18 protein-coding genes are annotated in these 20,769 nt (G+C 63.5%); 15 read left to right on the top strand and 3 right to left on the bottom strand.

The window, feature by feature from the left end; genetic code table 11:
• Positions 1 to 219: 219 nt before the first annotated feature.
• From tauA to tauD, 4 genes are read left to right on the top strand one after another with little or no spacing between them, the layout of a single operon-like run.
• Positions 220 to 1,191 (top strand): taurine ABC transporter substrate-binding protein, encoded by a 972-nt coding sequence (tauA, locus tag AC07XM_RS15795; protein WP_016484395.1) that lies wholly within the window; start codon positions 220 to 222, stop codon positions 1,189 to 1,191.
• 13 nt (positions 1,192 to 1,204) lie between these two features.
• Positions 1,205 to 1,993: a taurine ABC transporter ATP-binding subunit gene (tauB, locus tag AC07XM_RS15800; protein WP_016497543.1), complete on the top strand. Its 789-nt coding sequence runs from the start codon at positions 1,205 to 1,207 to the stop codon at positions 1,991 to 1,993.
• Positions 1,990 to 2,829 carry a taurine ABC transporter permease TauC gene (tauC, locus tag AC07XM_RS15805; protein ID WP_060518078.1) on the top strand — a complete coding sequence of 280 codons (840 nt, stop codon included), beginning with the start codon at positions 1,990 to 1,992 and terminating at the stop codon, positions 2,827 to 2,829. Before tauB ends, tauC begins: the two co-directional genes overlap by 4 nt.
• Before the next feature lie 48 nt (positions 2,830 to 2,877).
• Positions 2,878 to 3,711, top strand: a complete 834-nt coding sequence (tauD, locus tag AC07XM_RS15810) for a taurine dioxygenase (protein ID WP_016484392.1) — start codon at positions 2,878 to 2,880, stop codon at positions 3,709 to 3,711.
• Positions 3,712 to 3,829: 118 nt separating this feature from the next.
• On the opposite strand, the gene betT is transcribed toward tauD, so the two are convergent.
• Together betT and epsC are read right to left on the bottom strand one after the other, a co-directional pair.
• Positions 3,830 to 5,833 (bottom strand): choline transporter BetT, encoded by a 2,004-nt coding sequence (gene betT / locus AC07XM_RS15815; RefSeq protein WP_023047206.1) that lies wholly within the window; start codon positions 5,831 to 5,833, stop codon positions 3,830 to 3,832.
• 290 nt (positions 5,834 to 6,123) lie between these two features.
• Complete coding sequence (gene epsC / locus AC07XM_RS15820) at positions 6,124 to 7,056, bottom strand: serine O-acetyltransferase EpsC (RefSeq protein ID WP_060518080.1); 933 nt, start codon at positions 7,054 to 7,056, stop codon at positions 6,124 to 6,126.
• A gap of 331 nt (positions 7,057 to 7,387) precedes the next feature.
• Here epsC and tcyJ point away from each other — a divergent pair, with 331 nt between their 5' ends.
• From tcyJ to AC07XM_RS15865, 9 genes are all read left to right on the top strand, one after another.
• Positions 7,388 to 8,182, top strand: coding sequence for a cystine ABC transporter substrate-binding protein (gene tcyJ, locus AC07XM_RS15825; RefSeq protein WP_023047209.1), 795 nt, complete (start codon positions 7,388 to 7,390; stop codon positions 8,180 to 8,182).
• A complete protein-coding gene (tcyL, locus tag AC07XM_RS15830; protein WP_016484387.1) occupies positions 8,179 to 8,847 on the top strand; it encodes a cystine ABC transporter permease in 669 nt (222 codons plus the stop codon). Before tcyJ ends, tcyL begins: the two co-directional genes overlap by 4 nt.
• A 2-nt stretch (positions 8,848 to 8,849) precedes the next feature.
• Positions 8,850 to 9,608 (top strand): L-cystine ABC transporter ATP-binding protein TcyN, encoded by a 759-nt coding sequence (gene tcyN / locus AC07XM_RS15835; RefSeq protein WP_016484386.1) that lies wholly within the window; start codon positions 8,850 to 8,852, stop codon positions 9,606 to 9,608.
• Between the two features lie 264 nt (positions 9,609 to 9,872).
• On the top strand, positions 9,873 to 11,114 hold the full coding sequence (locus AC07XM_RS15840) for an SfnB family sulfur acquisition oxidoreductase (protein WP_096425458.1): 1,242 nt from the start codon (positions 9,873 to 9,875) through the stop codon (positions 11,112 to 11,114).
• A 139-nt stretch (positions 11,115 to 11,253) separates the two neighbouring features.
• Positions 11,254 to 12,435: an SfnB family sulfur acquisition oxidoreductase gene (locus AC07XM_RS15845; RefSeq protein ID WP_016484384.1), complete on the top strand. Its 1,182-nt coding sequence runs from the start codon at positions 11,254 to 11,256 to the stop codon at positions 12,433 to 12,435.
• The gene (locus AC07XM_RS15850; protein WP_102689378.1) at positions 12,435 to 13,826 is read left to right on the top strand and encodes an LLM class flavin-dependent oxidoreductase; all 1,392 of its coding nucleotides are present in this window, start codon (positions 12,435 to 12,437) and stop codon (positions 13,824 to 13,826) included. The genes AC07XM_RS15845 and AC07XM_RS15850 overlap by 1 nt, the downstream gene beginning before the upstream one ends.
• Positions 13,819 to 14,619, top strand: coding sequence for a MetQ/NlpA family ABC transporter substrate-binding protein (locus AC07XM_RS15855; RefSeq protein ID WP_016484382.1), 801 nt, complete (start codon positions 13,819 to 13,821; stop codon positions 14,617 to 14,619). Before AC07XM_RS15850 ends, AC07XM_RS15855 begins: the two co-directional genes overlap by 8 nt.
• A gap of 1 nt (position 14,620) precedes the next feature.
• Positions 14,621 to 15,730, top strand: coding sequence for a methionine ABC transporter ATP-binding protein (locus AC07XM_RS15860; protein ID WP_016484381.1), 1,110 nt, complete (start codon positions 14,621 to 14,623; stop codon positions 15,728 to 15,730).
• Positions 15,720 to 16,364 carry a methionine ABC transporter permease gene (locus AC07XM_RS15865; protein WP_023048205.1) on the top strand — a complete coding sequence of 215 codons (645 nt, stop codon included), beginning with the start codon at positions 15,720 to 15,722 and terminating at the stop codon, positions 16,362 to 16,364. Before AC07XM_RS15860 ends, AC07XM_RS15865 begins: the two co-directional genes overlap by 11 nt.
• A gap of 28 nt (positions 16,365 to 16,392) precedes the next feature.
• Here AC07XM_RS15865 and dibA read toward each other — a convergent pair whose 3' ends face one another.
• A complete protein-coding gene (dibA, locus tag AC07XM_RS15870; RefSeq protein ID WP_016484380.1) occupies positions 16,393 to 18,288 on the bottom strand; it encodes a phosphodiesterase DibA in 1,896 nt (631 codons plus the stop codon).
• 146 nt (positions 18,289 to 18,434) lie between these two features.
• Here dibA and desA point away from each other — a divergent pair, with 146 nt between their 5' ends.
• Positions 18,435 to 19,619 carry a delta-9 fatty acid desaturase DesA gene (desA, locus tag AC07XM_RS15875; RefSeq protein WP_016484379.1) on the top strand — a complete coding sequence of 395 codons (1,185 nt, stop codon included), beginning with the start codon at positions 18,435 to 18,437 and terminating at the stop codon, positions 19,617 to 19,619.
• 99 nt (positions 19,620 to 19,718) lie between these two features.
• Entirely contained in the window at positions 19,719 to 20,747 is a 1,029-nt protein-coding gene (locus AC07XM_RS15880) for a GGDEF domain-containing protein (RefSeq protein ID WP_016484378.1), read from the top strand.
• The last annotated feature ends 22 nt before the right edge of the window (positions 20,748 to 20,769 follow it).

The following is a 20,769-nucleotide window of genomic DNA, read 5'->3' on the forward strand; positions in this document are numbered from 1 at the left end:
GCGCGAAGCGGCCCCAGGACTTCAGCTTCGCCGCGTAAAATGCCGGGGCCGCATTGCGGCCCATCGCGACACAAGGCCGCTCCCACAAAGACCGCACTCCCCTTGGGCTTAAAGCATTTGGCTCCTAAGCTAATGCAAAAAAGTTATTTATTTAGAAATTCTTAGATCATTTAGTCTTCTCGCCATCCAACACCCTGATTGCCTGACGAGAGGTCCACCATGATCCCGCACGCTCCGCTGCGCCTGTTCGCTGCCCTGACCCTCGCCAGCACCAGCTGGTTTGCTCAGGCCGCCGACCTGACCGTGGCCTATCAGACCACCGTCGACCCGGCCAAAGTGGCCCAGGTCGATGGCGACTACGAAAAAGCCAGCAAGGCCAGCATCGACTGGCGCAAATTCGATAACGGCGCAGACGTGATCACTGCGGTGGCCAGCGGCGACGTGCAGATCGGCTACCTGGGCTCCAGCCCGCTGGCCGCTGCCGCCACCCGCAAACTGCCGGTCGAAACCTTCCTCATCGCCACCCAGATTGGTGCCGGTGAAGCGTTGGTCGCCCGCGACAGCATCAAGACGCCACAAGACCTGATCGGCAAGAAGGTCGCCGTGCCGTTCGTTTCCACCGGCCACTACAGCCTGCTGGCCGCCCTGAAAAGCTGGAACATCGACCCCTCCAAGGTCCAGATCCTCAACCTGGCGCCGCCGGCCATCATTGCCGCCTGGAAACGTGGTGACATCGACGCCACCTACGTCTGGGACCCAGCCTTGGGCGTGGCCAAGGAAAATGGCAAGGTGCTGATCACCTCTGGCGAACTGGCCCAGAAAGGCGCACCTACTTTCGATGCCTGGATTGTGCGCAAAGACTTCGCCGAGAAGCACCCCGAGGTGGTCAAGGCGTTTGCCAAAGTCACCCTCGATGCCTACGCCGACTACCGCAAGGACCCGAAAGCCTGGCTGGCCGACAAGGGCAACGTAGACAAGCTGGTGAAGCTGTCCGGCGCCAAGGCCAGCGACATCCCGGTGCTGCTGGAGGGCAACGTCTACCCACTGGCCGCAGACCAGGCCAACGCCCTGGGCGCGCCGACCACCCAGGCACTGACCGACACGGCCAACTTCCTCAAGCAGCAAGGCAAGGTCGACGCCGTACTGCCGGACTACTCGCCGTACGTCAGCGCCAAGTTCCTTCCAAACTGATCCGGAGCCCGTCATGGCCTTGCTCGAGCTGGAGCGCATCAGCGCACAGTACCCTGGCGCCAGCACCCCGGTGCTGGCCGACATCAACCTGAGCCTGGGGCCACGCCAGCTGCTGGTGGCCCTGGGGCCTTCCGGCAGCGGCAAGACCTCACTGCTCAACCTGATCGCCGGCTTTGTCGCCCCCAGCGGCGGGCGCATCACCCTCGACGGCGTACCGGTGCAAGGCCCTGGTGCCGAGCGCGGCGTGGTGTTCCAGGATGATGCCCTGCTGCCATGGCAGAACGTGCTGGGCAATGTCGCCTTCGGCCTCGAACTGGCCGGCGTGCCCCGCGCCCAGCGTGAGGCCAAGGCCCGGGAAATGCTCGCCCTCGTCGACCTTGATGGCTTCGGTGAGCGGCGCATCTGGCAATTGTCCGGTGGGCAGAAGCAGCGCGTTGGCCTGGCCCGCGCGCTGGCGGCCGACCCACGGGTATTGCTGATGGATGAACCGTTCGGCGCCCTCGACGCGTTCACCCGCGAGCAGATGCAGGAACTGCTGCTTCAGGTGTGGCAGCGCACCGCCAAGCCGGTGTTCCTGATTACCCACGACATCGAAGAAGCGGTGTTCCTCGCCAGCGAGCTGGTACTGCTGGCGCCCAACCCGGGGCGCGTGGTGGAACGCCTGCAACTGGACTTCGGCCAGCGCTATGCCGCTGGCGAATCGGCCCGGGCCATCAAGTCCGACCCCGCCTTTATCGAAACCCGCGAGCATGTACTGGCGCGGGTGTTCTCCCAACGCCAAAGCTTGCAGGAGCGCGCATGAGCAGCCTGGACCTGCCGGTCGCCGGCAAACACACCGCACAAACCCGGCCCGCCGCCAAGCTGCGCCGACCACTGTCCACTCGCTGGATCAGCACCCTGACCTTGGCCAGCCTGCTGCTGGTCTGGTGGCTGGTGACGGCCGCCGGCTGGATCGAGCCCCTGTTCCTGCCCTCGCCCGGCGACATCCTGGCCAGGGCGTGGACCCTGCTGACCCAAGGCTACATGGACGCCAGCCTGTGGCAGCACCTGGGCGCAAGCCTGGGCCGTATCGGCCTGGCGCTGGTGGCGGCGACCCTTACCGCGATCCCGGTCGGCATCGCCATCGGCTACAACCGCGTGGCCCGTGGCATCCTCGACCCGCTGATCGAGTTCTACCGGCCCATCCCGCCGCTGGCCTACCTGCCGTTGATCGTCATCTGGTGCGGTATCGGCGAGCTGTCGAAGGTGCTGCTGATCTACCTGGCGATCTTCGCCCCGATCGCCATTGCCACCGCCACCGGTGTGCGCACGGTCGACCCGGCCAAGCTGCGGGCGGCGCAGTCGCTGGGCGCGACCAAGGCCCAACTGATCCGCCATGTGATCCTGCCCAGTGCGCTGCCCGACATCCTCACCGGCATCCGCATCGGCCTGGGGGTCGGCTGGTCGACACTGGTAGCCGCCGAGCTGATTGCCGCCACCAGCGGCCTGGGCTTCATGGTCCAGTCGGCGGCGCAATTCCTGGTCACCGATGTGGTGGTACTGGGCATTTTGCTGATCGCCCTGATCGCCTTCGCCCTGGAAATGAGCCTGCGGGCCCTGCAACGCAAACTGGTGCCCTGGCACGGGCAGAGCCACTGATTGCCGACTGACCACGCCGGCAACCCGGCGCCTAGAACGAGAAAAAACATGAGCCTGACCGTTACCCCTCTCAGCCCGGCCCTCGGTGCCCAGATCAGCGGCGTGGACATCAGCCGCGATATCACTGCAGAAGAGCGCGACGCCATCGAGCAGGCGCTGCTCAAGCATCAGGTGCTGTTCTTCCGCGACCAGCCGATCAACCCGGAGCAGCAGGCGCGCTTTGCCGCCCGCTTCGGCGACCTGCACATTCACCCGATCTACCCCAACGTGCCGGAAACCCCGCAGGTGCTGGTGCTCGACACGGCAGTCACCGATGTACGCGACAACGCCGTGTGGCACACCGACGTGACCTTTTTGCCGACCCCGGCACTGGGCGCGGTGCTCAGCGCCAAGCAGCTGCCCGCTTACGGTGGCGATACCCTGTGGGCCAGCGGCATTGCGGCCTTCGAAGCCTTGTCGGCGCCGCTGCGTGAAATGCTTGATGGGCTGACCGCCACCCACGACTTCACCAAGTCGTTTCCGCTGGAGCGCTTTGGCACCACGCCGGAAGACCTGGCGCGCTGGGAGGCCACACGGCGTAACAACCCCCCGCTGTCGCACCCGGTGGTGCGCACACATCCGGTGAGCGGGCGCCAGGCGTTGTTCGTCAATGAAGGGTTCACTACACGCATCAATGAACTGAGCGAACTGGAGAGCGATGCGCTGCTGAGGCTGCTGTTCGCCCATGCGACGCGACCGGAGTTCAGCATTCGCTGGCGTTGGCAGGAAAATGATGTAGCGTTCTGGGACAACCGCGTGACCCAGCATTTTGCGGTGGATGATTACCGGCCGAACCGGCGGGTGATGCACCGGGCGACCATCCTGGGGGATGCACCTTTCTGACAGATTTTCGGAGGCCTTTGGCCTCCATTCGCAGCACAAGGCTGCTCCTGCAAGGGATCGCGTACCCTTGTAGGAGCAGCCTTGTGCTGCGAATGGGCCGCAAAGCGGCCCCGGCGATCTAACGGACCAGATGCAGGTACTGCATGTGCCGCTCGTACTGGTCGAGGATGTCGTTGATGATCTGCTCTTTGCTGTAGCCCACCAGGTCATAATTCTGGCTGCCTTCGCTCAGGTGCACCTCCGCACGGTAATAGCGGCGGTTCTTCAACTCCTGCGCACCCAACCCACCCAGGGCGAACGATGGCGTGAAATAGCCACGCATCTGCACCTGGTAAATGAACGGCTGCTCCTCGCCATGGCCAATTTTCAGGCTGACGTTGTCATGGCTCGGGTCATCCTGGGTGATCAGCACCAGGCCCTTCTGCTCGAACACTTCACGCACATCGGCAATCGCCGGGCGCACCACGTCGTCCATGAAGCGGTACACCTCATCACGCGACGGGAAGTGCACCGCCTGGCTCAGGCGCTGGCGCCAGCCGCCACGGCCGCGACGTGACTGGGCGAACGGGGCCAGCGAGTGCATCTGCGCGATCTGCCGTTGCGACTCCAGGTAGAACGCCTTGTGCAGCCCCCACATCATGCACAGCAGGATCAGCGAGAACGGCAACGAGGTCAGTACCACCGCCGACTTCAGCGAGTCGATGCTGCCCGCGAACAGCAGTGCGCTGGTAATCAGTGCAGTCATGGCGCCCCAGAAGATACGCAGCCAGTTCGGGCCGTCCTCATCTGCATCGCCACCCTTGGCCGACAAGGTCGACAGCACCACGGTGCCTGAGTCGGCCGACGTCACGAAGAACACGAAGCTGATGAACACCGTGGTGGCGATCACCGCCTTGCTCCACGGGTAGGTTTCCAGCAGCAGGTAAAGGCTCATCGACGGGTTATCCAGTGCCGACTGGCCCAGCGCGGTCATGCCGTGATTGATGACCTGGTCCAGAGCGCTGTTACCGAAGATCGACATCCACGCCAGGGTAAAGCCCAGCGGAATCAGCAGCACGCCGAAGACAAACTCGCGAATGGTGCGGCCGCGGGAAATGCGCGCGATGAACAGGCCCACGAACGGTGCCCAGGCAATCCACCAGGCCCAGTAGAACACCGTCCAGCCGCCCAGCCAGTCGCGGTTTTCACCGTAGGCATACACGTCGAAGCTTTTGCGTGGCAACGCGCCCAGGTAATCGCCAAGGTTCTGGATCAGCGTGTTGAACAGGTGCTGTGTAGGCCCGGCAAACAATACGAACAACAGCAGCGCGCAAGCGAGGAACAGGTTGATGTCGCTCATCACCCGCACCCCCTTCTCTACCCCGGCGACGGCCACGGCCACCGCCGCGCCCATCATCAGGGTGATGAGGATCACCTGCACCCACTGGCTGTGGCTGATGCCGAACAGGTAGTCCAGACCGGCGTTCAAATGCAGCACGCCAAAGCCCATGTCGGCACCCAGGCCGAACACCGTGGCGATGATGCCGAAGCCATCCACTGCGTAGCCGATCGGCCCGTTGATGCGCTTGCCAATCAGCGGGTACAGCGCCGAACGTAATGCCAGCGGCAGGTTGTGGCGGTAGGCGAAGTAGGCCAGCGCCATGCCGACGAAGGCGAATACGCCCCAGCCATGCAGGCCCCAGTGCAGGAACAGGATCTGCATCGCCTGGCGCCCGGCCTCGGCCGTGCCCGCTTCGCCCTGGGGCGGCTGCAACATGTGCGTCAGCGGCTCGGAGACACAGAAGAAGAACAGGGTAATGCTGATACCGGCGGCGAACAGCATGCCGGCCCATGAGAGGTAACTGAACTCGGGTTCGTCGTGGTCGGCACCGAGCTTGATCTTGCCATAGCCGGACAAGGCGGTGACCACCACGAAGACCAGGTACAGCGTCATGGCCAACATGTAATACCAGCCGACCGTATTGGCCGCCCAGTTCTGCGCCGCCAGCAGCCAGTCGCCTGCGGCTTGCGGGTTGGAGATGACCACCAGGCCAAAGATGAGGATAAAACTTGCCGCAAAGTAGAACACCGGGGGGTTCATGCGGATTTTGCCATTGGCAGCGGAAGTGTTCGGTGCACTCATCGGGCGTGCACCTCGTCGAATGACGTGAGGTTCGAAATGAACGGGTTCAGCAAAGGAATCCTCCTGTTGAACACCGGCAGCGGACCAGCGTTTTTCATTGAACAAGCGTTCAAGTTAAACATGGATCGGTTTTCAATGCGAATTGGGGCGCTGATTGGTGTTGTCCTGTACCGGCCCTTTCGCGGGTAAACCCGCTCCCACAGGTACTGCACAAGCCTCAGTCTTTGTGGGGTACCTGTGGGAGCGGGTTTACCCGCGAAAGGGCCGGTACAGGCTAAGCAAATGCTAGATCAATTCTTGTCCTGGCAATCCAGCTGCAGGTTGGCCTGGGTGATGTTGCTTTCAGCAGGCACACTGCGGGTCAGCCACACGTTACCGCCAATGGTCGAACCCTTGCCGATGGTAATACGCCCCAGCACCGTGGCCCCGGCGTAGATCACCACATCGTCCTCGACAATCGGATGGCGCGGCAGGCCTTTGTGCAGGGTGCCGGACTCATCGCTGGGGAAGCGTTTGGCGCCCAGGGTCACCGCCTGGTAGATACGCACGCGCTCGCCGATGATCGCGGTTTCACCAATGACCACCCCGGTACCGTGGTCGATGAAGAAGCTCGGGCCGATCTGTGCGCCCGGGTGAATATCGATACCGGTGGCCGAATGCGCCAGCTCCGAACTGATCCGTGCCAGCAGTGGCAGGCCGGCCCGGTACAGGTGGTGCGCCAGGCGGTGGTGGATGATCGCCAGGATACCCGGGTAGCACAGCAGCACTTCATCGACGCTGCGCGCGGCGGGGTCGCCGTGGTAGGCGGCCAGCACGTCGGTGTCGAGCAGCACCCGCAACTCCGGCAGCGCGGCGGCAAAGCCCTGGATGAGGCTCAATGCCTGGGCATCGACGCTGGCCAGCTCAGCCTTGCTTTGCCGGGCGGCATAGCGCAACTCCAGGCGCGCCTGGGTCAGCAATGCAGTCAGCGCGGCATCCAGGGTATGGCCAACGTAGAAGTCTTCGCTCTCTTCGCGCAGGTCCACAGGCCCAAGGCGCATGGGGAACAACGCGCCGCACAGTTGCTCCAGGATCTGCCGCATTGCTTCACGCGACGGCAGCTCACGCCCGCCCTGTTCGCCAATGCTACGGCCATTGCGGGTGCGCCATTGCTCACGGGCGCCACGCAGGCCAGTGACAATGCTGTGCAACTGCCAGTGCGCGGATGAAGGTTGTTCGCTCACGGTTTTCTCCTGCCTGAGTCGGCCAAACTATTTTTATCGGCAGGCCAGGCCCTTTCGCGGGTTTACCCGCGAAGAGGCCCACCCTGCTTACATACAGCCCACTCTACGGCAAATCCGTCCCTTGGAAAAAACAACGCTTTATTCCATCCTGCGCTAAGTCAGGCATAAGCCGCGATGACGTAGCGAGCATCCTCGCCTACCCTCAAAGCAGCCAGCACCTGGCACAAACCAAAAAGGGAATAACAAAATAATTTTTTAGTATTTCCTGGCCTAAAAAGCCAACCCTATAGTCGCCACCTCACTACTTACACAACAAGCGCGGGGCTCTGACATGTCGAAATTCGCCAAACCGCTACTCAACGCCAGCCTGGCCATCCTGCTGGGTGCCGGCCTGCTCAGCCAGGCGTTCGCCGGCGAGCAGTTGAAGACCATCCAGGAAAAAGGCGTGATCAACGTCGGCCTCGAGGGCACCTACCCACCGTTCAGCTTCCAGGACGAGAACGGCAAGCTGGCGGGCTTCGAAGTGGAGCTTTCGGAACTGCTGGCCAAGGAGCTGGGGGTCAAGGCCAAGATCCAGCCGACCAAGTGGGATGGCATCCTTGCCGCGCTGGAATCCAAGCGCCTGGACGTGGTGGTCAATCAGGTGACCATCTCCGAGGAGCGCAAGAAGAAATACGATTTCTCTGAGCCCTATACCGTTTCGGGCATCCAGGCCCTGATCCTGAAGAAGAAAGCCGCGGACCTGAACATCAAGACCGCGCAAGACCTGGCCGGCAAAAAAGTCGGCGTGGGCCTGGGCACCAACTACGAACAGTGGGTCAAGCAAGACGTCCCGAAAGCCGAAGTGCGCACCTATGAAGACGACCCGAGCAAGTTCGCCGACCTGCGCAACGGCCGTATCGATGCCATCCTGATCGACCGCCTGGCCGCGCTGGAATACGCGCAAAAAGCCAAAGACACCGAACTGGCCGGCGATGCCTTCTCGCGCCTGGAAAGCGGCGTGGCGCTGCGTAAGGGCGAGCCTGAACTGCTGGCGGCCATCAACAAGGCCATCGACAAGCTAAAGGCTGACGGCAGACTGGCCAAGCTGTCCGAAAAATACTTCGGTGCCGATGTCACCAAATGATTGCTGAAAGCCTGCAACTCGTTGTCGACTCCGCGCCCTTCCTGCTGAAGGGCGCGGGTTATACAGTGCTGCTCAGTGTCGGCGGCATGTTCTTCGGCCTGCTGCTGGGCTTTGCCCTGGCGCTGATGCGGCTGTCGAAGCTCTTGCCGCTGAACTGGCTGGCGCGGATCTACGTGTCGTTCTTCCGCGGCACGCCGCTGCTGGTGCAGTTGTTCGTGATCTATTTCGGCATGCCGCAGATCGGCATCGAACTCGATCCCATCCCGGCTTCGCTGATCGGCCTGTCGCTGAACATGGCGGCCTACATTTGCGAGATCCTGCGCGCTGCAATCTCCTCGATCGACCGTGGCCAGTGGGAAGCCGCAGCCAGTATCGGCATGACCCGCGTCCAGGCCATGCGCCGGGCGATCCTGCCACAAGCCTTGCGTACCGCCCTGCCCCCGCTGGGCAACAGCTTCATTTCACTGGTCAAGGACACTGCGCTGGCCGCGACCATCCAGGTGCCAGAGCTGTTCCGCCAGGCGCAGCTGATTACCGCACGCACCTTCGAAGTGTTCACCATGTACGTGGCGGTCGCGGTCATCTACTGGGTGCTGTGCAGCATCCTCGCGCACTTCCAGAACCGCATGGAAGCGCGGGTCAACCAGCATGACCAGGAGCAATGAGCATGATTGAAGTCAAAGGCCTGACCAAGCAGTTCAAGGGCCAGACCGTGCTCAACGGCATCGACCTGACCGTGCAGCCCGGCGAAGTGGTGGCCATCATCGGCCCCAGCGGCTCGGGCAAGACCACCTTCCTGCGCTGCCTGAACCTGCTGGAAACCCCCGACGCCGGGCAGATCAAGATAGGCGCCATCAGCATCGATGCCAACCGCCCGCTGGGTGGCCAGCAAAGTGCGATACGCCGCCTGCGCCAGCAGGCCGGGTTCGTATTCCAGAACTTCAACCTGTTCCCCCACCGTACCGCCCTGGAGAACGTGATCGAGGGGCCGGTGATCGTCAAGAAGACGCCCCGCGAGCAAGCCATCGAACTGGGCCGGCGCCTGCTGGCCAAGGTCGGTCTGGCAGGCAAGGAAGACGCCTACCCACGGCGCCTGTCGGGCGGACAGCAGCAGCGGGTGGCCATCGCCCGCGCCCTGGCCATGGAGCCGGAGGTGATCCTGTTCGACGAACCCACCTCGGCACTGGACCCGGAGCTGGTGGGTGAAGTGCTGGCGACCATCCGCGGCCTGGCCGAGGAGAAACGCACCATGATCATTGTCACCCACGAGATGAGCTTTGCCCGGGACGTAGCGAACCGGGTGATCTTCTTCGACAAGGGCGTGATCGTGGAACAGGGCGAGGCCAAGGCACTGTTTGCGGCGCCGAAGGAAGAGCGTACCCGCCAGTTCCTGCGCAAGTTCCTCGGCACTGCCGCCTCCGAGTAAACCTGTTCCGGCCTCTTCGCGGGCACGCCCGCGAAAGGGCCGGCACATCTGTAACAAATCCCTCCTTCTATACATATTCCAAAGAGTTAGTTCATAAACTTTTTATAAAGCATTAGGGTATATAAACCGGACCACCGGACCAGCACACATTTGTCGCGACCAGCTGTAGCGACACAACTTTTTTGTGAGGTCAGGAATGGTCAGGATCACAATCACCCCAGTGCGTATCGCCAGGGCATTGAGTGCAGCCAAGGAGCGGTACTGATGTCCAGCCAGCCAAATACCCAATTCCATAGCGATCTCGACAGCTCGCCCCTGCTGCTGCCGGCCAAGGTACTGCGCACCGACGCCGAAGCCCTGCAAGCGGCCCGTGAACTGGCCGAGGTTGCCCGCGAGCAAGCCGCCCGCCGCGACCAGCAACGCAAACTGCCGTGGGCGGAGATCGAGCTGTTCACCCGCAGCGGCCTGGGCAGCATCAGCGTACCCAAGGCCCACGGCGGCCCCGACGTGACGTTCGAAACCGTGGCCGAAGTGTTCCGCCTGATCAGTGCCGCCGACCCGGCCCTGGGGCAGATCCCGCAGAACCAGTTCGGCATGCTGCAACTGATTCGCCTGACAGCCACCGAGGCGCAACAGGCGCTGATCTTCCGCAGCGTGCTCGACGGCTGGCGCATCGGCAATGCCGGCCCCGAACGCGGCACCAAGGACACCCTCACCCTCAAGGCCCGGATCACCCGCGCCGGCGACAGCTATCGCATCAGCGGCGAGAAGTTCTATTCCACCGGTGCCCTGTTCGCCCACTGGGTGGCGGTAAAAGCCCTCGACGAGGAAGGTCGTCAGCGCCTGGCGTTCGTGCGCCGTGGCAGCCCGGGGCTGCGCATCGTCGATGACTGGTCCGGGTTCGGCCAGCGCACCACCGCCAGCGGCACTGTATTGCTGGACGAGGTGCCGGTAGACGCGGAGCTGGTGATCGACAACTGGCGCCAGCGTGACATCCCCAACATCCAGGGCGCAGCCTCGCAGCTGATCCAGGCGGCGATCGACGCCGGTATTGCCGAAGCGGCAATCGACGATGCGATCACGTTCGTGCGGGAAAAGTCCCGCCCGTGGATCGAAGCCAACGTGGACCGCGCCAGTGACGACCCTTATGTGATTGCCGACATCGGCCGCCTGAAGCTCGAACTGCACGCTGCCGAAGCGCTGCTACGCAGAGCCGCGCGGGTACTCGACGAGGTCAATGCAGCGCCTATCGACGCAGCCAGCGCGGCACGCGCCTCGATTGCGGTGGCCGAGGCCAAGGTGCTGACCACCGAAATTGCCCTGCAGGCCAGCGAGAAGCTGTTCGAACTGGCCGGCAGCCGCGCCACCCTTGCCGAGTTCAACCTCGACCGGCACTGGCGCAATGCCCGGGTGCACACCCTGCACGACCCGGTGCGCTGGAAGTACCACGCGGTGGGCGCGTACCACCTCAACGGCACCCTGCCTGCGCGGCATTCCTGGATCTGATTTTTAGGCCCTTGGGGCTGCCCTGCAGCCCTTTCGCGGCACAAGGCCGCTCCTACAAAGCCGTGTGCGACCCCTTGTAGGAGCGGCCTTGTGCCGCGAAAGGGTGGCGACGCGGCCCCAATGGCCCCGGAGAAACAACATGACTACAAAAATCATCACCAGCGACACCGAAGCCCTGAATGTCGCCGAAGACATCGCCCAGCAACTGCGCCGCGACAGCGCCCTGCGCGATCGCGAGCGCCGCCTGCCGCATACCGAGCTGGAGCTGTTCACCCGCTCCGGCCTGTGGGCCATCAGCGTGCCCAAGGCCTTTGGCGGCGCCGGCGTGTCCAACGTCACCCTGGCGAAGGTCATCGCCCGTATAGCCCAGGCCGACGGCTCGCTCGGGCAAATCCCGCAAAACCATTTCTACGGCCTGGAAGTGCTGCGGGTAAACGGCACCCCCGAGCAGCAACAGCGCCTGTACGCCGAAGTACTCGCCGGCCGGCGCTTCGGCAATGCGCTGGCCGAGCTGGGCACCAAAACCGCCAACGACCGCACCACCCGCCTGAGCCGTGACGGCGACGGCTTTCGCATCAACGGCCGCAAGTTCTATTCCACCGGCGCCATCTACGCCCAGCGCATTCCCACCTCGGTCGTCGATGAACAAGGCGTGCAGCAGCTGGCCTTCGTCCCGGCCGATAGCCAGGGCTTGCAGGTGATCGACGACTGGAGCGGCTTCGGTCAGCGCACCACTGGCAGCGGTTCGGTGGTGTTTGACAACGTGTACGTCAGCGCCGCCGATGTGGTGCCGTTCCAGAGCGCGTTCGAGCGCCCCACGCCGGTCGGGCCGCTGGCGCAAATTCTTCATGCTGCCATCGACACTGGCATCGCCCGCGCCGCTTATGAAGATGCCCTGCACTTCGTGCGCACCCGCAGCCGCCCGTGGGTCGACTCGGGCCTGGACAAGGCTACGGATGACCCGCTGACGCTGAAGAGTTTCGGCCACCTGGCGATCCGTCTGCATGCCGCCGAAGCCCTGCTGGAGCGCGCCGGCGAATACCTCGACCGCGCCCGCGACGACAGCACGGCCGACAACGTGGCCGCCGCCTCCATTGCCGTGGCCGAAGCACGTGCCATCAGCACCGAGATTTCGCTCGCTGCCGGTACTGCCCTGTTCGAACTGGGCGGCAGCCAGGCAACGCTGGCCGAGCACAACCTCGACCGCCACTGGCGCAACGCCCGCGTGCATACCCTGCACGACCCGGTGCGCTGGAAGTATCACGCCATCGGCAACTACTACCTCAACGATACCAACCCGCCACGCCGGGGGACCATCTGATGGCCAGGCAGATTCTGCTCAATGCCTTCAACATGAACTGCATCGGGCACATCAACCACGGCCTGTGGACCCACCCACGGGATACCTCGACCCAGTACAAGTCCCTGGAATACTGGACCGATCTGGCCCGCCTACTGGAGCGCGGCCTGTTCGACGGGCTATTCATTGCCGACATCGTCGGCACCTACGACATCTACGGCCAGTCGCTGGACGTCACCCTCAAGGAGTCGATCCAGCTGCCGGTCAACGACCCGCTGCTGCTGGTTTCGGCCATGGCTGCCGTCACCCGCCATCTGGGGTTCGGCCTTACCGCCAACCTCACCTACGAAGCGCCATACCTGTTCGCCCGGCGGCTTTCCACCCTCGACCACCTGAGCAATGGCCGGGTGGGCTGGAACATCGTCACCGGCTACCTCGACAGCGCCGCCCGGGCCATGGGCCTTGAGCAGCAACCCGAGCATGACCGTCGCTACGACCAGGCCGACGAATACCTGCAAGTGCTTTACAAGCTGCTGGAAGGCAGCTGGGCCGATGACGCGGTGGTCGCAGACCGCAAGCAGCGCGTCTATGCCCGGCCCGACAAGGTGCGCAAGGTCAGCCACCACGGCGAGTTCTACAACGTCGAGGGCTATCACCTGAGCGAACCCTCGCCGCAACGCACCCCAGTACTGTTCCAGGCCGGCAGCTCGCAGCGTGGCCTGGCGTTCGCCGGCAACCATGCCGAATGCGTGTTCATCAGTGGCCAGGACAAGGCCGCCACCCGCGCCCAGGTCGACAAGGTGCGCGCTGCCGCCCAGGCCGCCGGGCGCGACCCGCAAGCGATCAAAGTGTTCATGGGCATCACGGTGATCGTCGCCCCTACCGAGCAAGCGGCCCAGGCCAAGCATGCCGAATACCTGCGCCATGCAAGCCCCGAGGCCGGCGTCGCGCACTTCGCCGCCTCCACCGGCATCGACTTTGCGGCCTACGGGCTGGACGAGCCGATTGGCTTCAGCCAGGGCAATGCCATCCAGTCCGCCACGCGCCAGTTGCAGAACAACGCCTGGACCCGCCGTCGCCTGCTTGAACAGCACGCCCTGGGTGGCCGCTACGTAACCCTGGTCGGCTCACCGGAACAAGTGGCCGAACAGTTGATCGCCTGGATCGACGAAACCGGGCTGGACGGTTTCAACCTGACCCGCACCGTCACCCCGGAAAGTTTCGAGGACTTCATCGACCTGGTCATCCCGCAGTTGCAACAGCGTGGCCGCTACAAGACCGCCTATGCCGAAGGCACCCTGCGCGAAAAGCTGTTCCAGGCCGACCACCCGCACCTGCCCGCCGACCACCCGGGCTCGACCTACCGCTTTACCCCAACCCCTGCCCCGACTGGAGCCCTGCACCATGCTTGAGAAACTGTTCCGGCCCGTCGCGGCCATTGCCCTCACCCTGGGCCTGTCCGCCAGTGTCCTGGCTGCCGAACCGCTGAAGATCGGCACCACCTCGGCTTTTGCCATTCCGCTGGAAGCCGCCGTGGAAGAAGCGCACAAGCAAGGCCTGGAAGTGAAGCTGATCGAATTCAGCGACTGGATCGCGCCCAACGTCAGCCTCAACAGCGGCGACATCGACGTGAACTACTTCCAGCACATCCCGTTCCTGGAGAACGCCAAGGCTGCTGCGGGCTTCAACCTGGTGCCTTACGCCTCGGGCATCATCAACAACGTTGGCCTGTACTCGAAAAAGTACAAGAGCTTTGCCGAGCTGCCTGAGGGCGCCAGCGTGGCGATCGCCAACGACCCGATCAACAGCGGCCGTGGCCTGCAACTGCTGGCCAAGGCCGGGCTGATCACCCTGAAGCCAGGTGTTGGTTACAAGGCCACCGAGGACGACATCGTCGCCAACCCGAAAAAGCTGAAAATCCTTCAGGTCGAGGCGGTTCAGCTGGTCCGCGCCTACGACGACGCCGACCTGGTGCAGGGCTACCCGGCCTACATCCGTCTGGCCAACACCTTCGATGCCACCTCGGCATTGCTGTTCGACGGCCTGGAAAACAAGGAATACGTGATCCAGTTCGTCATCCGCCCGCAAAGCAAGGACGACCCACGGCTGGCCAGGTTCGTCGACATCTACCAGCACTCTCCGGTGGTGCGCGCAGCATTGGACAAAGCCCACGGCAAGCTCTACCAAGCCGGTTGGGAAGGCTGACATGCGCCAGGCCCACGCGCTCAGGGCGCCTGCACCACAACCATCGCCGCCACCGGTCAAGGAACAGGCCCTGCGCCCGGAGGTCAATGAAGCCCATGTACGCTTTATCGGCCTGGGCAAGACCTACCCTGGCCAGCCGCAACCGGCCTTGCAAGGCATCGACCTGAACATCCGCCATGGCGAGATCTTCGGCATCATCGGCCGCAGCGGTGCCGGCAAGTCTTCACTGCTGCGTACCATCAACCGCCTGGAGCAACCCAGCCAGGGCCGGGTGCTGATCGACCAGGTGGACATCGCGCCTTTCGATGAGGACCACCTGGTGGCGCTGCGCAGGCGCATCGGCATGATCTTCCAGCACTTCAACCTGATGTCGGCCAAGACCGTATGGCAAAACGTCGAACTGCCGTTGAAAGTGGCCGGCGTGGCCAAGGCCGAGCGCCAGCGCAAGGTGCGCGCTTTGCTTGAGCTGGTCGGTTTGCAGGAAAAGCACCACGTGTACCCGGCGCAGCTGTCTGGCGGGCAGAAACAGCGCGTCGGCATTGCCCGGGCGCTGGTACACGACCCCGAGATTTTGCTGTGCGACGAAGCTACCTCGGCGCTGGACCCGGAAACCACCGCTTCGATCCTTGAGTTGCTGCGCGACATCAACCAGCGGCTGGGCCTGACCATCGTGCTGATCACCCACGAAATGGCGGTAATCCGCGATATCTGCCACCGGGTGGTCGTGCTGGAGCGCGGCGAAGTGGTCGAGCAGGGCGAAGTCTGGCGGGTGTTCGGTGCCCCACGCCACGAGGTCACCCGCACCCTGCTAGCGCCGTTGCAAGCCAGGTTGCCTGCCGCACTGCAAGCCAGCTTGCGGGCCAGCCCGGTAAGCCGCGACAGCGCTGTAGTGCTGAAACTGACCCTGCTCGGTGAGCCCGAGCTGTCTGCTTTGTTCAACGATCTGGGCGGCCGCGTACGCCTGCTGCAGGGCGGCGTGGAAACCATCGGCGAGCATGCCTTGGGGCAACTGATCCTGTCGGTGCAACATTCGCCGCACGACACCCATCAACTGCTGGAACGTGCCCGCCGCTGGGCCGAGGACGTGGAGGTACTGGGCCATGTGGTTTGATCGCCTGCTGGACGGCTTGCTCGACACCTTGCTGATGGTCGGCGTGTCGTCGCTGATCGCCCTGCTGGTGGGGGTGCCCATGGCGGTGCTGCTGGTCACCAGCGACAAGGGCGGAATCTTCGAGGCACCGTTGCTGAACCGGGTGCTGGGCGCCTTCGTCAACCTGTTCCGCTCGATCCCGTTCCTGATCCTGATGGTCGCGCTGATCCCCTTCACCCGCCTGGTGGTAGGCACCACCTACGGGGTGTGGGCGGCGGTGGTGCCGCTGACCATTGCCGCCACGCCTTTTTTTGCGCGCATTGCCGAGGTCAGCCTGCGCGAAGTCGACCATGGTTTGGTGGAAGCTGCACAGGCCATGGGCTGTCGGCGTTGGCACATCGTCTGGCACGTGCTGTTGCCCGAGGCGCTGCCGGGCATCGTCGGGGGTTTCACCATTACCCTGGTGACCCTGATCAACTCCTCGGCCATGGCCGGTGCGATCGGTGCCGGGGGCTTGGGCGACATTGCCTACCGGTATGGCTACCAGCGCTTTGACAGCCAGATCATGCTGACCGTGATTGCCATGCTGGTGGCGTTGGTGGCGTTGATCCAGCTGGGTGGGGACCGCCTGGCGAAGGGCCTGAACAAGCGATAGACGAGGGCCGCAAAGCGGGCCCTGGGTCTCAATCCCAGCGAAGATCCGCAGCCGGCACCGGCCGCCCGAACCAGTACCCCTGCCCCAGCTGACACTGCTCCAGCAGCAGGAAGCTGGCCTGCTCCGCCTGCTCGATGCCCTCGGCATGCACCTGCATGCCCATGCTGCGTGCCAGGGCAATGATTACCCGCACGATCGCGATGTCATCCTCATCCAGAGGCAACCCGGCAACGAAGCCCTGATCAATTTTCAGCTTCTGCACCGGCAAACGCTTGAGCCGCAGCAACGACGAATACCCGGTGCCAAAGTCGTCGATGGCCAGGGTCACGCCCAGCTCGCGCAAACGGTGCAACTGCTCCAGCGCCACTTCCGGGTCTTCCATCACGGCGCTCTCGGTGACTTCCAGCTCCAGCAGCGCCGGCGCCAGGCCGGTGTCGTGCAGCACTTCGGCAACCTGCTGGTACAGCTCGTGCTGGCCAAACAGCCGGCTGGAGATGTTCACCGCCACAAATGCCAACTGCCGGCCTTCGGCCTGCCACTGCACCATTTGCAGGCAGGCCTGGCGCAGCACCCAGGTGTCGATTTCGGCAATCAGCCCGGTGCGCTCGGCAATCGGGATGAACTCGCCCGGCGGCACAAGGCCGCGCTGGGGGTGCTGCCAGCGCACCAGTGTCTCGACCCCGACCTGCCGGCCTGTCGCCAGGTCATGTACCGGCTGGAAGTACACCCGCAGCTCATCCTGCTCCAGGGCCCGGCGTAGCTCACCGGCGGTCTCGACCCGCTGTTGGGCGTGAGCAGTCAGCTCTTCGGTGTACAGCGCATAGCAGGCCCTGCCGTTGCTTTTGGCCTTGTACAACGCCGCGTCGGCATTACGCAGCAACTGCTCGGCGCTCAGGGCGTCGCTGGGGAACAGGCTGATACCGACGCTGGCACTGATGAACAGGCGATTTTCCTCGAACAGGAACGGCTCGCGCATGCGTTCGATAATGCACTGCGCCAGCTTGCCCGCCTGGCCGACCTGCTGGCAGTTCTCGGCCAGCACACCGAACTCGTCGCCACCCAGGCGTGCCAGGGTCACGCCATTGCCCAGCACCTCGCCCAGGCGCTCGCCCACCAGCTTCAGCAACTGATCACCGATGGTGTGGCCCAGGCCGTCGTTGATACTCTGGAAATGGTCCAGGTCCAACAGCAGCAGGGCACAACCGCGCTTGTTGGCCTGAGCGGCCGCCAGGGCCTGCTCGACCCGGTCGGTGAACAGCAGGCGGTTGGGCAGGCCGGTGAGCGGATCGTGGTGGGCCAGGTAGGCCAGTTCCTGCTCCGAATGCTTGATCGCGCTGATATCACTGAACACCGCCACGTAATGGCTCAGCTCACCGTCGTCATCGCGGATGGCGCAGATGGTCTGCCATTGCGGATAGATTTCGCCGCTTTTGCGCCGGTTCCAGATTTCGCCGCTCCACTCCCCCTGCTCGGCCAGGGTGGCAAAGATCTGCTGGTAGAACGCCTGGCCGTGGCGGCCCGATTTGAACTTGCTCGGGCGCTGGCCGATCACCTCATCCTGCTGGTAGCCGGTGATGCGCATGAAGGCACGATTGACGTGCACAATCAGGCCCTGGCGGTCGGTGACCAGCACACCTTCGAGGGTACTGTCGAACACTGCAGCAGCCATGCGCAGCCGCTCGCGGTCCTCGCAGCGCAAGCGCGCACCAATGCCGATGAAGTTCAGCAGCCGCACCCTCGAAACATAGATCAGCACGGCACTGAACAACACCCACAGCACCACATTGATCTGCCGCCCCACGGCCAGTGCCAGGGGATCGTCAGCCATGCCGTGCAGCATCACCTCGGCCAGCGCCAGCCAGAGGATCGAGAGCACCACATACAGCGCAGCCATGCGCAAGGCGTCGCGAACGGAAACAGACATGTCGGGTGGAAAAGCCCATCAAAAAGGAGTGGGCATTATAAAGGCTGAAACATGTCGTGACCTCCTATCTAAACGGTTGACTGGTTTTATTTCCCCGCCAAGGGATAATCAGCCCTTCCCCCCGCATTTCGAGGGTATTTACATCTATGTGGTATAACGGCCTGCTCGACTTGTCGGCCTGGCAACTGGTCGGCATCACTCTGCTGATGACCCACGTGACCATTGTCAGCGTCACGGTCTACCTGCATCGCTACTCCGCGCACCGGGCCCTGGAGCTCAATGGCGCGCTCAAGCATTTCTTCCGCTTCTGGCTGTGGCTGACCACGGCGCAGAACACCCGTGAATGGACCGCAGTCCACCGCAAGCATCACGCCAAGTGCGAAACCCCCGACGACCCGCACAGCCCGGTGTACAAGGGCCTGGGCACTGTGCTGCGCAAGGGTGCCGAGCTGTACCGTGAAGAGGCGCGCAACCCCGAAACCCTGCGCATCTATGGCAAAAACTGCCCGGATGACTGGATCGAGCGCAACCTCTACTCGCGCTACAAGCTGGGTGGGATCGCGCTGATGGCGGTGATCGACCTGCTGCTGTTCGGTACCGCCGGCATCACCATCTGGGCTGTACAGATGATGTGGATTCCATTCTGGGCCGCCGGTGTGGTCAACGGCCTGGGCCATGCCCTCGGCTATCGCAACTTCGAATGCCGCGATGCTGCCACCAACCTGGTGCCTTGGGGCATCGTCATCGGGGGCGAAGAGCTGCACAACAACCACCACACCTACCCCAACTCGGCCAAGCTGTCGGTCAAGCGTTGGGAGTTCGACATGGGCTGGGCGTGGATACGCCTGTTCTGCCTGCTGCGCCTGGCCAAGGTACAGCGCGTGGCGCCAATCGCCCACCGGGTGGCCGGCAAGGCAAGCCTGGACATGGACACCGCCATGGCCATCCTCAACAACCGCTTCCAGATCATGGCCCAGTACCGCAAGCTGGTGATCGGCCCGCTGGTCAAGCAGGAGCTGGCCCGGGTGGACGCTTCGGTGCGCCACCACTTCCGCCGCGCCAAGCGCCTGCTGTCGCGTGAAACCAGCTTGTTGGAAGACCGCCACCATGTGCGTATCGAGTCCATGCTTGCCCATAGCCAGGCGCTGAAGACCATTTACGAAAAGCGCCTGGCCCTGCAGCAGATCTGGGCGCGCACCAGCGCCAACGGCCACGACATGCTGGCTGCCATGAAGGACTGGATACACGAGGCCGAAACCAGCGGCATCCACGCCCTGCGCGACTTCGCAGCACAACTCAAGACCTACTCCCTGCGCCCGACCGGCGCCTGACCGCCGTTGATCGGCACGCCCCATTTCGGTGCGTGCCGTTCGGAACTTAGCCACCTCGACTCCACTCAAATTTGGCACATCGCCCGCGTGGCGGGCCGGATGCTGGCCGCACGCTTTTACGTCGAGACCCGCTTCGTGCACATGGCCAAGAATATTCCAACGACATTGCCCGGCACCCCGCCTCCCGAAGCCGCCAAGACTTTACTTGCGCTCCTGCACGCCCAAGGCGAGGTAGCCCGCCTGAGCGAGCGCGATCAGCTGTTCAGTTCGTTGCTGGACAGCGTCAACGCGGTGCTCTGGGCATTTGACTGGGAAACCCGTCAGGTGCTGTACGTAAGCCCCGCATACGAACGCATCTTCGGCCGCCCGGTCAGCCTGTTGCTGGCCGATTACAACGAATGGCGTGACAGTATCTACCCTGACGACCTCGAGTTCGCCGAGCGCAGCCTGGCCCAAGTGCTGCTCAAGGGCGCTGTGGAAGACCGCGAGTACCGCATCCTGAATGCCGACGGGCAACTGCGCTGGCTGAGCGACAAGTGCTATATCAACCAGCAACACGTGGGCGACCGGGTAATCATTGTCGGTATCGCCGAAGACATCACCGATAAGAAGCAGCTTGAAGGCGAACTGCAGCGCCTGGCCACCACTGACGTGCTGACCCAGAGCAGCAACCGCAGGCACTTCTTCGAATGCGCCCAGCAGGCCTTCGACAGCGCCCGAGAAGACGGTACACCGCTGGCCTTCCTGCTGCTGGACATCGACGACTTCAAATGCATCAACGACAGCTACGGCCACCAGGAGGGTGACCAGGTACTGCAACACATCGCCGACAGCGGCAAGGCCGTGCTACGCCGTGGCGACCTGTTCGGGCGCATTGGCGGCGAGGAGTTTGCGGCCGTGTTCCCCGGTTGCAATACGCAGGTGGCCGAGCAGATTGCCGAACGCTTGCAGCGGCAGATCCAGCGGTTGAGTTTCATCCACGGTGAGCAGACGTACGGGGTGACGGTGAGCCAGGGGCTGACCGGGCTGACCGAAGAAGATGTGGCACTGGACAGCCTGTATGCCCGGGCCGATGCGGCGATGTACCAAGCCAAGCGGCAAGGCAAGAACCAGATCGTCCGCGGCTGACCCATCCTGCGCAGATAATGGT

It is taken from the genome of Pseudomonas sp. GW460-LB5 (assembly GCF_059423245.1).

Bases quoted from the DNA above. Each gene is read 5' to 3' on its own strand.
- tauA (WP_016484395.1), top strand. From the start codon at position 220: ATGATCCCGCACGCTCCGCTGCGCCTGTTCGCTGCCCTGACCCTCGCC.
- tauB (WP_016497543.1), top strand. From the start codon at position 1,205: ATGGCCTTGCTCGAGCTGGAGCGCATCAGCGCACAGTACCCTGGCGCC.
- tauC (WP_060518078.1), top strand. From the start codon at position 1,990: ATGAGCAGCCTGGACCTGCCGGTCGCCGGCAAACACACCGCACAAACC.
- tauD (WP_016484392.1), top strand. From the start codon at position 2,878: ATGAGCCTGACCGTTACCCCTCTCAGCCCGGCCCTCGGTGCCCAGATC.
- betT (WP_023047206.1), bottom strand. From the start codon at position 5,833: ATGAGTGCACCGAACACTTCCGCTGCCAATGGCAAAATCCGCATGAAC.
- tcyJ (WP_023047209.1), top strand. From the start codon at position 7,388: ATGTCGAAATTCGCCAAACCGCTACTCAACGCCAGCCTGGCCATCCTG.
- tcyL (WP_016484387.1), top strand. From the start codon at position 8,179: ATGATTGCTGAAAGCCTGCAACTCGTTGTCGACTCCGCGCCCTTCCTG.
- tcyN (WP_016484386.1), top strand. From the start codon at position 8,850: ATGATTGAAGTCAAAGGCCTGACCAAGCAGTTCAAGGGCCAGACCGTG.
- AC07XM_RS15840 (WP_096425458.1), top strand. From the start codon at position 9,873: ATGTCCAGCCAGCCAAATACCCAATTCCATAGCGATCTCGACAGCTCG.
- AC07XM_RS15845 (WP_016484384.1), top strand. From the start codon at position 11,254: ATGACTACAAAAATCATCACCAGCGACACCGAAGCCCTGAATGTCGCC.
- AC07XM_RS15850 (WP_102689378.1), top strand. From the start codon at position 12,435: ATGGCCAGGCAGATTCTGCTCAATGCCTTCAACATGAACTGCATCGGG.
- AC07XM_RS15855 (WP_016484382.1), top strand. From the start codon at position 13,819: ATGCTTGAGAAACTGTTCCGGCCCGTCGCGGCCATTGCCCTCACCCTG.
- AC07XM_RS15860 (WP_016484381.1), top strand. From the start codon at position 14,621: ATGCGCCAGGCCCACGCGCTCAGGGCGCCTGCACCACAACCATCGCCG.
- AC07XM_RS15865 (WP_023048205.1), top strand. From the start codon at position 15,720: ATGTGGTTTGATCGCCTGCTGGACGGCTTGCTCGACACCTTGCTGATG.
- dibA (WP_016484380.1), bottom strand. From the start codon at position 18,288: ATGTCTGTTTCCGTTCGCGACGCCTTGCGCATGGCTGCGCTGTATGTG.
- desA (WP_016484379.1), top strand. From the start codon at position 18,435: ATGTGGTATAACGGCCTGCTCGACTTGTCGGCCTGGCAACTGGTCGGC.
- AC07XM_RS15880 (WP_016484378.1), top strand. From the start codon at position 19,719: ATGCTGGCCGCACGCTTTTACGTCGAGACCCGCTTCGTGCACATGGCC.